At 62.3% G+C, this 13,319-nt stretch carries 12 protein-coding genes; 6 read left to right on the forward strand and 6 right to left on the reverse strand.

Annotation, left to right across the window (positions count from 1 at the left end; translation table 11 throughout):
• Nucleotides 1-18: 18 nt before the first annotated feature.
• Entirely contained in the window at nucleotides 19-699 is a 681-nt protein-coding gene (locus F3H35_RS14770) for a cysteate racemase (RefSeq protein ID WP_007812784.1), read from the forward strand.
• Here the strand turns inward: F3H35_RS14770 and meaB are convergent.
• A complete protein-coding gene (gene meaB, locus F3H35_RS14775) occupies nucleotides 696-1,703 on the reverse strand; it encodes a methylmalonyl Co-A mutase-associated GTPase MeaB (RefSeq protein ID WP_223228429.1) in 1,008 nt (335 codons plus the stop codon). The genes F3H35_RS14770 and meaB overlap by 4 nt on opposite strands.
• A 99-nt stretch (nucleotides 1,704-1,802) precedes the next feature.
• Here meaB and hrpB point away from each other — a divergent pair, with 99 nt between their 5' ends.
• On the forward strand, nucleotides 1,803-4,259 hold the full coding sequence (hrpB, locus tag F3H35_RS14780; protein WP_149780319.1) for an ATP-dependent helicase HrpB: 2,457 nt from the start codon (nucleotides 1,803-1,805) through the stop codon (nucleotides 4,257-4,259).
• A 72-nt stretch (nucleotides 4,260-4,331) separates the two neighbouring features.
• Nucleotides 4,332-4,790, forward strand: a complete 459-nt coding sequence (locus F3H35_RS14785; RefSeq protein ID WP_149780320.1) for an NUDIX hydrolase — start codon at nucleotides 4,332-4,334, stop codon at nucleotides 4,788-4,790.
• A gap of 57 nt (nucleotides 4,791-4,847) precedes the next feature.
• Here the strand turns inward: F3H35_RS14785 and argF are convergent, their stop codons facing one another.
• From argF to ubiA, 5 genes are all read right to left on the reverse strand, one after another.
• Nucleotides 4,848-5,774, reverse strand: a complete 927-nt coding sequence (gene argF / locus F3H35_RS14790; protein ID WP_007812777.1) for an ornithine carbamoyltransferase — start codon at nucleotides 5,772-5,774, stop codon at nucleotides 4,848-4,850.
• Between the two features lie 98 nt (nucleotides 5,775-5,872).
• Nucleotides 5,873-7,057, reverse strand: coding sequence for an aspartate aminotransferase family protein (locus F3H35_RS14795; RefSeq protein ID WP_149780321.1), 1,185 nt, complete (start codon nucleotides 7,055-7,057; stop codon nucleotides 5,873-5,875).
• 256 nt (nucleotides 7,058-7,313) lie between these two features.
• Complete coding sequence (locus F3H35_RS14800; RefSeq protein ID WP_007812773.1) at nucleotides 7,314-7,640, reverse strand: hypothetical protein; 327 nt, start codon at nucleotides 7,638-7,640, stop codon at nucleotides 7,314-7,316.
• Nucleotides 7,627-9,543, reverse strand: a complete 1,917-nt coding sequence (locus F3H35_RS14805; protein WP_149780322.1) for an OmpA family protein — start codon at nucleotides 9,541-9,543, stop codon at nucleotides 7,627-7,629. Before F3H35_RS14805 ends, F3H35_RS14800 begins: the two co-directional genes overlap by 14 nt.
• Before the next feature lie 62 nt (nucleotides 9,544-9,605).
• Nucleotides 9,606-10,571: a 4-hydroxybenzoate octaprenyltransferase gene (gene ubiA / locus F3H35_RS14810; protein ID WP_149780323.1), complete on the reverse strand. Its 966-nt coding sequence runs from the start codon at nucleotides 10,569-10,571 to the stop codon at nucleotides 9,606-9,608.
• 11 nt (nucleotides 10,572-10,582) lie between these two features.
• On the opposite strand from ubiA, the gene F3H35_RS14815 reads away from it, so the two are divergent.
• The 3 genes from F3H35_RS14815 to F3H35_RS14825 all read left to right on the forward strand — a co-directional run bounded on the left by F3H35_RS14815 (nucleotide 10,583) and on the right by F3H35_RS14825 (nucleotide 13,252).
• Nucleotides 10,583-11,308 (forward strand): 16S rRNA (uracil(1498)-N(3))-methyltransferase, encoded by a 726-nt coding sequence (locus F3H35_RS14815; protein ID WP_149780324.1) that lies wholly within the window; start codon nucleotides 10,583-10,585, stop codon nucleotides 11,306-11,308.
• Nucleotides 11,305-11,817 (forward strand): hypothetical protein, encoded by a 513-nt coding sequence (locus F3H35_RS14820; RefSeq protein ID WP_149780325.1) that lies wholly within the window; start codon nucleotides 11,305-11,307, stop codon nucleotides 11,815-11,817. The genes F3H35_RS14815 and F3H35_RS14820 overlap by 4 nt, the downstream gene beginning before the upstream one ends.
• A gap of 64 nt (nucleotides 11,818-11,881) precedes the next feature.
• Nucleotides 11,882-13,252 (forward strand): glutamate--cysteine ligase, encoded by a 1,371-nt coding sequence (locus F3H35_RS14825; RefSeq protein WP_149780326.1) that lies wholly within the window; start codon nucleotides 11,882-11,884, stop codon nucleotides 13,250-13,252.
• Nucleotides 13,253-13,319: the final 67 nt, after the last annotated feature.

Raw genomic sequence — 13,319 nt, forward strand, 5'->3', positions numbered from 1 at the left:
AGGAAGGATTGCCGGATTATGAAAACCGTGGGCATTTTGGGCGGCATGGGGCCAGAGGCCACCATTCTTCTCATGCAAAAGGTGCTGGATGCCGTCCCTGCAAAGGACGATGCGGATCATATTCCGCTGATCGTGCATCAGAACCCCCAGGTGCCAAGCCGCATCAAGGCGCTGATCGAGGGCACGGGCGAGGATCCCGGGCCGGTCCTGGCAAAGATGGCCCGCGATCTCGAGGCCGCAGGGGCGGCGGCTCTGGCGATGCCGTGCAACACCGCGCATCACTATGCCAAGGCGGTCGAAGAGGCCAGTGATCTGCCGTTTCTCGACATGCTGGAGCTGACGGCGGCGGAGCTGGCGCGCGCCGGTGCAAGGCGTGTGGGCCTGCTCGCATCTCCCGCGACCCGGTTGACGGGGGTGTTCGAAGCGCCCTTTGCGGCGCAAGGTCTCGAGCCGGTGACCCTGCCCGATGACAGCGGGTTGCTGGCCATCATCCGGGCCGTGAAGGCGGGAGAGGATCCCGAAGGTCTGGCGCCGCGGCTTGCAGAGCAAGCCAATGCGCTTGTCGCCGAAGGGGCAGATCATCTGCTGGTCGCCTGCACCGAGTTGTCCCTGCTGACCGATGCGCTGCCCGGTGGCACATCATGGACCGACAGTCTGGATTGCCTCGTGGGTGGTATCGTGGCCTTTGCGAAGGGCTAGGTCTGTTCCTGCAGGCCGAGCAGCAGGTCCTGTGCCGCCACGGTGGGAGTGATTGCGCCTTGGGCCACGCGGCTGGCATAGTCCTGCATCATGGCGCGCGCCTGTGGCGTGTCGAGCTGCGCCAGAAGCCCGTTGCGCACCTCCTGCTCGAACCAGTAGCGCGCCTGATCCTCGCGGCGGGCATCGAAAAATCCGTTATCTCGCCGCCAGCCGATCAATGAGGTCATCTCGGACCACGCGGTTTGCAGCCCCTCCTGCTGCATGGCCGACACCATCATCGCCTTGGGAAAGCCTTCGGGATCCTGAGGCCGCTTGCGCAGCAGACGCAATGCTCCGGCGTAATCGCTGCAGGTGCGTGTCGCCGCCGGTTTGAGATCGCCATCGGCCTTGTTCACAAGGATGATGTCGGCGATTTCCATGATGCCGCGCTTGACGCCCTGCAATTCATCCCCGCCTGCCGGGGCCAGCAGCAGTACGAACACGTCCGATATTTCCGCAACCACGGTTTCCGACTGCCCCACGCCCACGGTCTCGATCAGGACCACGTCGAAGCCTGCGGCTTCGCACAGGCTGACGGCTTCGCGCGTCCGGCGGGCCACACCGCCCAGATGCGAGCGCGACGGAGAGGGGCGGATGAACGCATTCGGATCGCGGCTGAGTTCCTCCATCCGCGTCTTGTCGCCAAGGATCGAGCCTCCAGAGCGCGCGCTGGACGGATCCACCGCAAGCACCGCCACTTTCAGTCCCTGCCCCGTCAGCATCTTGCCAAAACTTTCGATGAAAGTGGATTTGCCCACGCCGGGCGTTCCTGACAGCCCGATACGGATCGCCTGACGGTTCGCGGTTTTCAAATATTCGATCAGTTGCACAGCCTGTTCGCGATGATCGGCACGCGAGCTTTCGATCAGGGTGATGGCGCGCGACAAGGCGCGACGGTCGCCAGAGGTGATCGCCTGGCTGAAAGTTTCGATATCCATCGCGGCGGCGGGTCCGTTCTTTTGCATACTGCCTGCCTTCATGCCTTGGCGTGACCCGCATTGTCCAGAGTGGGCGACCAGAGGCGGCTATGGAAAAGTGATCGGACTTGGTCGATAAGGCGGATCATGTCGACGCAATTGCCCATCCATGACGCCATCGCCCCGCTGATCGCGGCGCTACGCGAGCACGGCGGCGCGGTGCTGCAGGCTCCGCCCGGTGCCGGCAAGACCACCATTGTGCCGCTCGAGATGCTGGCGGCGGGCCTGACCGAAGGGCGCATCCTGATGTTGGAGCCGCGCCGCCTTGCCGCGCGCGCCGCAGCCGAACGCATGGCACAAAGCCTTGGCGAGGCACCGGGTCAAACGGTCGGATACCGCATGCGCGGCGAGGCCAAGCTGTCAGGCGTCACGCGCATCGAAGTCGTGACCGAAGGCATCCTGACCCGTATGCTGCAAACAGACCCGGAGCTTTCCGGCGTCGGCGCCGTCATTTTCGATGAGTTTCACGAACGGTCGCTGAATGCCGATCTGGGCCTGGCCCTGTGCATCGAGATCCGCGAGGCGCTGCGCCCGGATCTGATCCTGCTGGCGATGTCAGCCACGCTGGACGCCGCCCCGGTGGCCGAGCTCATGGGCGGTGTGCCGGTGATCACCTCGGAAGGGCGCAGTTTTCCCGTCGAGATCCGCTGGCTGGATCGCCCGATACCGAAAGAGCGGCGCTTCGAGGATATGGCGGCCGAGCTGGTGCTGCGGGCCGTGGCAGAAACGCAAGGCGGCATGCTGGTCTTTTTGCCCGGCGAAGCCGAGATCCGGCGCGTCGAGGCATTGATCGCGGATCGTCTGCCGCCTTGCTGCCATGTGCGGCCCTTGTTCGGCGCCATGGACTTTGCCAAGCAGCGCAGCGCGATTGCCCCGGTCATGGACGGGCGCAAGATCGTACTGGCCACCGCGATCGCTGAGACGTCGTTGACCATCGAAGATATCCGTGTGGTGATCGATTGCGGACGGGCGCGGCGGGCGCGGTTCGATCCCGCCAGCGGCATGTCCCGGCTGGTGACGGACCCGGTGACGCGCGCCGAGGCGACACAGCGTGCAGGCCGCGCTGGACGGGTGAGCGAAGGGCTGTGCTACCGGATGTGGACCAAGGGCGAGGAAGGCGCGCTGCCCGCCTATCCGCCGGCCGAGATCGAAGAGGCGGATCTTTCAGGACTTGCGCTGGAACTAGCCGTCTGGGGCGCCGCGCCGGGGGATCTGGCCTTTCTGACACCGCCCAATCCGGGCGCCTATGCCGAGGCCCAGGCGCTTTTGCGGATGCTGGGCGCACTGGATGACGACAACCGGATCACACCGCATGGCAAGGTGATTGCCGCACTTCCACTGCATCCGAGGCTGGCCCATGTGATGGCGCTGGCGGGCGCGCAAGGCGCAACGCTTGCGGCGCTCTTGTCGGACCGTGACCCCCTGCCACGCAAGGCGCCGGTCGATCTGCACTTGCGGCTGATGGCGGCGCGCGATCCGCGCGACTATGCGCAGCGGCACGCGCATATTGCCAATCGCGGCGTGTTGGAACGGATACGAACCGAAGCCAAGCGCCTTACCCGGCAGGTCGGCAAGACTGCCGAAACCCCATTCAGCGATGCCGAAATGGCCGCGCTGGCCTATCCGGACCGGGTGGGGATGCGGCGCAAGGGGGATGCACCACGTTACATCCTGTCAGGCGGCAAGGGCGCGGTTCTTCCAGAAGGCGATGATCTGTCAGCCGCACGATTGATCGTGGCGACAGATCTGGACGGCAACCCCCGAGAGGCCCGCATCCGGCAGGCGATCCGGATAACCGAGGCCGAAATTCGGGGGCTTTTCGCGGATCAGATCGACTGGCATGACCTTTGCGTGTGGGATCGACGCGAGCGCCGGGTGGTCGCGCGCCAGCAGGAACGCTTCGGCGCGCTGGTTCTGGATGACCGTGTCTGGAAAACCGCCCCTGCCGATGTCATGGCGCGCGCCATGCTGGACGGGGTACGCGATCTTGGGCTGATCTGGAGCGATGCCGCAAGACGCTTTGCCGCGCGGGTCGAATTGCTGCGCCGCGCAGGCGAGGATTTGCCTGCCATGACCGAAACCGCGCTGCTGGAGCAGTTGGAGGACTGGTTGCTGCCCTATCTGGCAGAGGTCAGGACTGCACAGGACTGGAAACGCTTCGACATGCTGGATGCGCTGCGCGCGCGGCTGGATTTCGAGCAGATGCAGCGTCTCGATCAGGGCGCGCCAGCGCATTTTACAACGCCACTGGGTCGGAAGATACCGATCGATTATTCCGGCGATGCCCCTGAGATCCAGTTGCGCCTGCAAGAGATGTTCGGCCAAACGACCCATCCCCGTGTCGGCAGCACACCGTTGCGGGTCACCCTTCTGTCGCCGGCGGGCAGGCCCGTGCAGACCACGACGGATATTCCGGGATTCTGGGCAAACAGTTATGCCGATGTGCGCAAGGATATGCGCGGGCGGTACCCCAAACACCCATGGCCAGAAGACCCCACCAAGGCGGACCCCACCTTGCGCGCCAATCGCCGAAATCCGACGTGAATTGTAATTTCACGTTTAACGCGTATATTGAGTTCATAAAAACAATGAAAATCGAGCGGGTACGGTACTCTCATGATTGAAGGTCTGAAAAAAGCGTGGTCTGGCGTCCTCCAGCCGTTTTTCCGTTTGCCGGAGGAAGAACAATCGGCGGCGCTATGCTGCCGAACAGGTGCTGATGGAACCGAGGTTTTGTTGATCACCAGCCGCGATACCGGCCGCTGGATCCTGCCCAAGGGTTGGCTGGAGAAAGACATGTCGCCCGCACAATCCGCACAGAAGGAAGCCTGGGAGGAGGCCGGGGTAAAATCCGGCGTCCTGCATGAGACCGGTCTGGGCAAGTTCTGTTATGAGAAATCTGCCGAGGACGGGTGCGATCTTCTGGTCGAGGTAGAGGTTTTTCGCCTTGATGTGACGGAAATGGCCGATGACTTTCCCGAAGCGCATGAACGCGAGCGCGGATGGTTCCGGCCCTCGGACGCGGCCGAGGCCGTGCAAGAGCCGGAGTTGAAAAAAATCCTGCTAAGGCTGTAACCGCAGGACAGCATCCGGTCCGGGTTCATACCCGGGCAGACGCGCAGAACGCGACGATCACCGGTCGAGACACCAACGCATGATAGCTTTCTGGGCATGAAGGCGGTTCTCGGCCTCATCCCAGATCACCGAGTGCGGTCCATCCATGACCTGACTGGTGACCTCTTCCTCGCGATGGGCCGGCAGGCAATGCATGAACAAGGCATCCGGCTTGGCATGGGCCATAAGCTCTTCGTTCACCTGATAGGGCCGCAGCATGTTGTGACGCCGCTCCTTGGTGGATTGGCTGTCATGCATACTGACCCATGTATCGGTGACCACCAGATCGGCACCGCTGACCGCCTTGACCGGATCCCGCTCGATCTGGATGGTGCTGCCTTTCTGACGGGCGAAGCCGACGAACGCGTCTTCGGGATCGAGTTGCGCGGGGCCGGTGAAGGTGACGTCGAAACCGAACTGGCCCGCCGCATGCAGAAGCGAGGCGCAGACATTGTTGCCATCCCCGGACCAGACCACCTTGCGGCCTGCAATTGGCCCGCGATGCTCTTCGTACGTCATGATATCGGCCATGATCTGACAGGGATGCGTCCGGTTGGTCAGACCGTTGATGACCGGCACATCCGCATAATCGGCCATCTCCAGCAGGACGGATTCATCGAATGTACGGATCATGATGAGGTCGACATAGCGGCTCAGCACACGGGCTGTATCTGCGATGGTTTCACCATGGCCAAGCTGCATGTCCGTGCCCGAAAGAACCATGGTCTGACCACCCATCTGGCGCACACCGACATCAAAGCTGGTCCGCGTCCGGGTTGAGGGCTTTTCGAAGATCAGCGCCACCATATGCCCGGCCAGAGGCAATTCATCATCAGTCGCACCGCGCGGACGGTCCTTGCGGGCATCCTTCATCGCTTTCGCACTGTCGATGATGTGCCGCAGCGCCTCAGGATCGGTTTTGTGAATATCGAGAAAATTTTCCATTTTGAGCCCTTGGCTGAGGGGAAGGCTGCGTGAGTGTCGACATGGACTGCAGTCGGAGTGGAACCCTGATCCCCGGAATGATGAAAAACGTCCGGTGGTCAGGACGCGATTGCGGTTTCGATCGCCACGGCGCTCGCCTGCAAGCGGGACAGCGCTTCGGAAATCTCCTCATCGCTCAGATTGAGGGGCGGCAAAAGCCGGACGACATTATCGGCAGCCGGCACGGTGATGACCCCGGCGTCATAGCCTGCCGTGACCACATCCATATTGGCGACCTTGCATTTCAGCCCGATCATGAGACCCACACCGCGCACGCCTTCGAAGACGTCCGGGTGACTGGCAACCAGCCCTTCGAGACCCTGGCGCAATTTGCAGGCCTTGGCGTTGACCGCATTCAGGAAGTCGGGCGCAGCCACGATATCCATCACCTTGGTCCCCACTGCACAAGCCAGAGGGTTGCCGCCATAGGTGGATCCATGCGTGCCCGCCGTCATGCCGCCGGCCGCGTCTTGGGTGGCGAGCACCGCACCAAGCGGAACCCCCCCGCCGATCCCCTTGGCGACCATCATGATGTCCGGCTCGACACCCGCCCATTCATGCGCAAAGAGCTTGCCGGTACGACCCATGCCGCACTGAACCTCGTCGAAAATCAGCAGGATACCCTTTTCGTCGCACAGATCGCGCAACCCCTTGAGGCACTGATCCGGCACCGGGCGGATCCCGCCCTCGCCCTGAACCGGCTCGATCAGGATGGCGGCGGTGGTGTCGGTGATTGCGGCATGAAGCCCGTCGTGATCACCCCAAGCAACCTGAGTGAATCCGGGCAGAAGAGGCCCGAACCCCTTGACCATCTTCTCGGAGCCTGCCGCGGCAATCGCGGCATGAGACCGGCCGTGGAACGCGCCTTCGAAGGCGACGATACCGATCCGGTCGGGCTGACCCTTCTCATAGAAATACTTGCGGGCCATTTTCACGGCCAATTCGCAGGACTCGGTGCCGGAGTTTGTGAAAAACACAGTATCCGCAAAAGTCGCATCCACCAGCTTGTCCGCGAGGGCCTGCTGCTGCGGAATATTGTAGAGGTTCGAGGTATGCCACAATTTGCCAGCCTGCTCGGTCAGCGCTGCAATCAGCGCCGGATGCGCATGGCCAAGGGCGTTCACCGCGATACCGGCTCCCATATCCAGAAATCGGCGCCCATCCGCCTCGACCAGCCAGCTGCCTTCGCCCTTGACGAAAGTCAGCGGAGCCCGGTTGTATGTCGGCAGAACGGACGGAAACATGTGCGTATCCTTTATTAAGAAGCCCTTTGAGTGCCTTAGAGGCGCAGGCGAGTCAATGTTTCAGGAAGGGGAACGGCGCCGAGCGCCAAATATCGCAAACAGGAGCGTCAGACGCGTCAGCGTCCTCGTCGGGTCGTGCGATATGTGAAGCATGCGATCATGCAGCGCGTGTAGCGCGTTCTTTCCCCGACGTGAAGCAAAAATGCACAAGCGGCGCCGCCCGTCCGCATAACGAGCGGCGGCGGTGGTCCCGATGTCAGCCCGAGGTCACGCGTTCAAGATGCGTGCGCAATTGTTCGGCCTCGTAGCGGGCTTCTCGCAGACCATCCATCGTCGCGGCCAGTTCGGCCTCGGATTGAGCAAGCTGATTGGTCAACTCGGCCTCACGCTGCTGCAGGTAGGTGATCGCCTGATCGCGGGTTTCCTCGGCTTCGTGCAACTCCTGCGCAAGGCGCTCCAGCTCACCGACATCGGACTGATTCACACGGATGAAGCGATGCACCAGCCAATTGGCGAACCATCCCATACAAAATGCCACGAACAGAATGATCGCGGTGGCAATGATAAACTCAGTTCTGTTCATCCGCTGGTTCTTCCTGCTCTGCGCTTGTCGCTCCGCTTTCTTCTTCGCCCGGTTCTTCGAGGCTTTCAAGCGTCGTCGCAACTTCTTCGACAGGTTGCGGGCGCAACAGCCGGAATTCGATCCTTCGATTGGCTTCCCGGCCCTCTTCGGTATCATTGTCGGCGATGGGCTGGCTTTCACCATATCCCTTGGCCGTGAAAGACGATGTAAGCACCCGGCGCGCACGCAATTCGTTCAGGACCGCCTGCGCCCGCTCCTGGCTCAACCGCTCGTTCATCTCTTCGCGGCCCTGACTGTCGGTGTGACCGCCGATCTCGATGCGGATGTCACCGCATTCGCGCAAGATCTCGGCGATGTCGTCCATGATCGCGGCGCCATTGCCATCGATGGTCGAAGAGCCCGGCTCGAAGTTGATCTTGCGCCCGGACTGCACGGAGGCGATCTTCGCCTCGCATTCTTCAGGCGTCGGGATGCTGGCGATCGGGTCCAGCTCTTCTCTGTAGGTGACGTTGATCGAAAACTGCGAACCCTCGCCCAGCTTGTCGGCCAGGAACCCTGAAATCGTCGCGGACGCGTCTGCCTGGCCTGTATCGCCCGTGACCGTCAACTCGTCCGGGGTCACGGTGACCGCCCCGTTCGACAGATAGGTCAGCGCCTCGAGCCCCGTCAGCGTGCGCAGGGACCAGTCACGAGGCAACCCTTCGGCCACACGCGCGGTCATGTGGACGGACCGTGACGAAAACCGGGCCTTGGCGAAACTGTCGAGGGTCTGGCGCGCCAATTCGCTGCCCACGCGCCCACGCAACTGCACCAGACCTTCAGGCGACAAGGTGGCCACGAATTCGGGCTGTGCCGCGTCGGATTTATTTTCGGGTTCCAAAAGGACCGCGTGCAGCGCGAAAACATCGGGCAACGAGCTTTCAAGCTTGCCCACCACATCATCAAAGACGTTTTGCGGCGTGCCCTGCTGCACCAGAAGTGAAATATCCGCATCCGAAAAGGTCAGGCTACCGCCCCCAAGTTCGGCAAGTGCCGCGATCGACTGCTCGACGGCCTCACCCCATTTCGGCGAAGGCACGCCCAATCCGATGGTGCAATCAGCCTTGGTGTCGAGTCCGGCCCGTCCAGCCGCACTGAGAATGCGGGCACGCGTCTCTTCGGTGTCGGCGGAACAGGCGTCGAATTTCGCGACCCCGTTCTCGATCAGAAACCGCAGATTGAAGGGGGTGATGACCGGGCGCGGCGCAGAGATGTCCAGCGACAGCCTCACATCGTCAGGCGCCGCTCGGGCAAGTTCGGTTTCCAGTCTGCGCTTGTCGGCGGGACTGTCGACCATGGCTTTCACGACCACGCGCGTTGAATCGACCGAAATTTTCGTGCGCGGCAACAGGCTGAGCGAGTCGACGGCAAAATCGAGTGCGTCCTCCCATGTCTCGGGCTCAGGATAATCGGCGGATTCAAGAAGATCCTTTGCTGGCGCGCCGTCCGTGGCCTTGGCGATTGCCGCCATCAACGCTTCGCGATCCGTCGAAGCGGGCAAAAGGCCGATCAGGGAAAGACCGCTGTCATTGCGCAAAATCTCGATCGAAAAGCGCGGCGGCGTCATGATCTTTGCGTCCTCGACAAGCATCTGGTCTATGACGCGGGCCGCATCCACGACCGTACCCGCGACCGAAAGCGCCTTGAACCGAGCGACTTCGGACGGGGCGGTGCCGGCCAGAAAGACCTGCAGCCCGTCCGCGTCCACCTCGGCCCAGGACAGGCCGTTTTGCTCCAGCGTGTTCCTGACGGACAAACGTGAATTGTCCTCGATGATGCGCACGGCAAAACTGGCCATCAGCACGCAAAACACAGCCGCTGCCAGAAAGGTGCCGACTATGGTGAAGATCGAAGACAGGCGCATGGCGTTCAGGCCCGCAAGTTATTGCTCTGGCCGTGTTTAGGCCGTGCAGGCGGGATGTTCAATCACAGCAACAGGGCAATGGCGAAAAACGGCAAAGGCAACAGCCCCGCATCCCGGTTCGACCGGAACAGTCCGAGCAGTCTCTCGTTGTCGTTCAGGTCCAGTTTTCGCAGCTGCCATTGCATATGCCAGCCCATTGCCCACGGACCCAGAAGCGCAACCAGCAGGGCCGGCGAACTCCCGCCGATGGCCGCGACAATCACCGCCAGAGACTGCAATGCAACCGTCAGGACAAGGAACATGGCCAGCCATCTGGGTGTCCGGTCTCCGAACAGGCGTGCGGTCGATTTGACACCGATCAGGGCGTCATCTTCCTTGTCCTGATGCGCATAGATCGTATCGTAGAACAGCGTCCAGGAAATACCCGCCAGATAAAGAAGAACCGCCGGCCATTCGAGCTGTCCGGCATGCGCGGTCCAGGCCAGCAGCGCCCCCCAGTTGAACGCCAGGCCCAGAAACACCTGAGGCCACCAGGTGAACCGCTTGGCAAAAGGGTAGATGGCCACCGGCACGAGCGCCAGAATACCAAGCGCGATTGCAGCCGCGTTGAACGTCAGCAAGATGCAGAACGCCACGAGCGCCTGTGCAACCAGCCAGACAAGCGCACCCGTCACGCTCACCTGACCCGAGGGGATGGGGCGCGATGCGGTGCGGGCTACGCTGCCATCAATATCGCGATCGGTGATGTCGTTCCATGTGCAGCCCGCCCCTCGCATCAACCACGCCCCGATGCCGCAGCCCGCAAAGATCCACAGATCATGCCAATGGGCGCGCCCGTCATGGAGCATCGCCAGCAACAACCCCCACCAACAAGGGAGCAACAGCAGCCATGTGCCGATAGGCCGATCCGCGCGCGCCAATCGCAGATAGGGCCGCGTGGCCGCTGGTGCGAACCGATCAACCCAGTTGCCCTTGACCGCATCGGCCACCATGCCTGCGGCCTCTGGCGTCTGGTTCTTGCCGGTCATATGGTGCCCCCATGGCAGATGCGAAGATCAGGCTTTATGTAGAGCACCCCTTGGGGGAAGGGCAAACGGTTCCTCTGAGCCGCGATCAGGCACATTACCTGTTCGGGGTGATGCGGCGCGGCGCGGGCGATGCGCTTCTGGGGTTCAACGGGCGTGACGGCGAATGGCTTGTCACCGTGCAGGAGGCCTCGAAAAAGGGGGGGGTTCTGCGGGTCGAAAAGCAGACGGCCCCGCAGCGAAACCCGCCCGATCTGTGGGTGCTATTCGCTCCGATCAAGAAGGCGCGCACCGATTTCATCGTCGAGAAAGCCGCCGAAATGGGGGCCGCGCGCATCCTGCCTGTGCAGACGGATTTCACCAATTCCGAGCGTATCCGGCAGGACCGTCTGCAGGCCCATGCCATCGAGGCCGCCGAGCAATGCGGCGGCACCTATGTGCCCGAGGTCACCGATCTGCAAAAGCTCGACCGGTTGCTGCAGGACTGGCCCGAGAGGCGGCAATTGATGTTCTGTGACGAGGCATTGGCCGGAGCGGCACAGAATCTCGGGGCTGTGGGTGGCCCGGCATGGGCGATCCTGATCGGCCCGGAGGGCGGATTTTCCGAGGCAGAGCGCGCCCGCCTGCACGCCCTGCCTTTCGCGCATCCGGTCAGTCTTGGCCCGCGCATCCTGCGGGCGGATACTGCGGCGGTAGCGGCGATGACGGTCTGGCAGATGACCCTGGGGGATTGGAGATGAGCTTTGTGCGCCCTGAGGCCACGGCGGCGCTGTGGCGGTGGCGCGAGGTGCTGGCCGGGGGCGCAGTTCTGGCTGTCGGCCTCTGGTGGGCCTTCGGGGCGGTCGGATTGTTGCACTGGCTGGGCTATGTGATCGCCGCAGCAGGCGCGGTTCTGGTTGCCGCGGGGGTGCAGCGCGGACGCTTTCGCTCTGGTCAGGATGGTCCGGGTATCGTCAATGTGGTCGAGGGTCAGATCGCCTATTTCGGTCCGTTGACCGGCGGTATGGTGGCTTTGGGCGAGCTGTCGCAAGTGTCGCTCGATCCCACTGGGAGACCGCCGCACTGGATCTTGAGCCAACCCGGCCAACCCGATCTTGCGATCCCCCTGACGGCCAGCGGCGCAGATGCGCTGTTCGATGCATTTGCAACATTGCCGGGCATCCGGACCGAGCATATGCTGGCTCAGATGAAACGGCATGGAAATAGCCCGGTGGTCATCTGGCAAAAATCATACCCCCGGCTACATTGACACCCCGTGCGAATGCCGCCACTTGTGGCAGCCAGCAAGACGCGACAAGGCAGGAGAAACGGTCATGTCCATACCCCAGTCCGGTGGCGGGCCGATCGAGCGGCATGAACAACTGGCCGAATATCTGGCAAGCGGCTGCAAACCGCGCGATGAATGGCGCATCGGCACCGAGCACGAGAAGTTCGGGTATTGCAAGGACACGCTCAAGCCGATCCCCTACGAAGGGGAACGCAGCGTCTTGGCCGTGCTTGAAGGACTGCGCGACCTTCACGGCTGGGCCCCGCTTGAAGAAGGTGGAAAGCTGATCGGTCTTGCCAAGGATGGCGCGAATGTCAGCCTTGAACCCGGCGGGCAGCTGGAACTTTCGGGCGCGCCGCTGGAAACGATCCACGAAACCTGCGACGAGGTGAACGCCCATCTGAGGGACGTCAAGGACATCGCAGACAAGGTGGGCGTGGGCTTTATCGGACTGGGGGCCGCGCCGATCTGGAGCCACGAGGACATGCCGCGCATGCCCAAGGGCCGTTACAAGCTGATGACCGACTACATGGACCGTGTCGGCACCATGGGCAAATCCATGATGTACCGGACCTGCACCGTGCAGGTGAACCTTGATTTCGGCTCTGAAGCGGACATGGTGCGCAAGCTGCGCGTGGCGCTGGCGTTGCAGCCGGTGGCGACGGCCCTTTTCGCCAATTCACCGTTTTTCGATGGCAAGCCGACGGGTCTGAAATCATGGCGCGCGCGGGTTTGGCGGGATCTGGATGCGGCCCGGACAGGGATGCTGCCCTTCGTCTTCGACGAGGGATTCGGCTTTGAGGCATGGGCCGACTATGCCCTTGATGTACCTATGTATTTTGTCTATCGCGACGGGAAATACATTGACGCTTTGGGGCAGTCTTTCCGGGATTTCCTGAAGGGGGAGCTGCCGGCGCTGCCGGGGGAAAAGCCGACGCTGTCGGACTGGGCGGATCATTTGACCACGATCTTCCCCGAAGCGCGCATCAAGAAATACCTTGAAATGCGCGGGGCCGATGGCGGGCCATGGCGCAGGCTTTGCGCGCTGCCGGCGTTCTGGGTGGGGCTGATGTATGACCAGTCGTCGCTGGATGCGGCATGGGATATCGTCAAGGACTGGGACGCGGAAACCCGCGAGGCGCTGCGCGTAGCGGCGAGCGAAAAAGCGTTGCAGGCCAATGTGATGGGCATTTCCATGCATGATCTGGCACGCGAGGTTCTGGACCTTTCGGAAGCGGGACTGAAGGCGCGGGCGCGGGCCGGGGCCAATGGGATGATCCCGGACGAGACCCATTTCCTCAACGCGCTGAAGGAAAGCGTGGAGAACGGAAAAGTTCCCGCCGACGAGCTTCTGGAGCATTACGAAGGCGACTGGAACGGCGATCTGAGCCGGATTTACGCGCAGTATTCCTACTGATCCCGGACACCCGAAAAACAGCGAAAAACTGCATCGGTATCACGTCAGTATAACGTCAGTATTGCGT

Origin of the sequence: Roseovarius litoreus (assembly GCF_900142765.1) — a bacterium.
Classification (GTDB): Bacteria; Pseudomonadota; Alphaproteobacteria; order Rhodobacterales; family Rhodobacteraceae; genus Roseovarius; species Roseovarius litoreus.

Bases quoted from the DNA above. Each gene is read 5' to 3' on its own strand.
- F3H35_RS14770 (WP_007812784.1), top strand. From the start codon at position 19: ATGAAAACCGTGGGCATTTTGGGCGGCATGGGGCCAGAGGCCACCATT.
- meaB (WP_223228429.1), bottom strand. From the start codon at position 1,703: ATGCAAAAGAACGGACCCGCCGCCGCGATGGATATCGAAACTTTCAGC.
- hrpB (WP_149780319.1), top strand. From the start codon at position 1,803: ATGTCGACGCAATTGCCCATCCATGACGCCATCGCCCCGCTGATCGCG.
- F3H35_RS14785 (WP_149780320.1), top strand. From the start codon at position 4,332: ATGATTGAAGGTCTGAAAAAAGCGTGGTCTGGCGTCCTCCAGCCGTTT.
- argF (WP_007812777.1), bottom strand. From the start codon at position 5,774: ATGGAAAATTTTCTCGATATTCACAAAACCGATCCTGAGGCGCTGCGG.
- F3H35_RS14795 (WP_149780321.1), bottom strand. From the start codon at position 7,057: ATGTTTCCGTCCGTTCTGCCGACATACAACCGGGCTCCGCTGACTTTC.
- F3H35_RS14800 (WP_007812773.1), bottom strand. From the start codon at position 7,640: ATGAACAGAACTGAGTTTATCATTGCCACCGCGATCATTCTGTTCGTG.
- F3H35_RS14805 (WP_149780322.1), bottom strand. From the start codon at position 9,543: ATGCGCCTGTCTTCGATCTTCACCATAGTCGGCACCTTTCTGGCAGCG.
- ubiA (WP_149780323.1), bottom strand. From the start codon at position 10,571: ATGACCGGCAAGAACCAGACGCCAGAGGCCGCAGGCATGGTGGCCGAT.
- F3H35_RS14815 (WP_149780324.1), top strand. From the start codon at position 10,583: ATGGCAGATGCGAAGATCAGGCTTTATGTAGAGCACCCCTTGGGGGAA.
- F3H35_RS14820 (WP_149780325.1), top strand. From the start codon at position 11,305: ATGAGCTTTGTGCGCCCTGAGGCCACGGCGGCGCTGTGGCGGTGGCGC.
- F3H35_RS14825 (WP_149780326.1), top strand. From the start codon at position 11,882: ATGTCCATACCCCAGTCCGGTGGCGGGCCGATCGAGCGGCATGAACAA.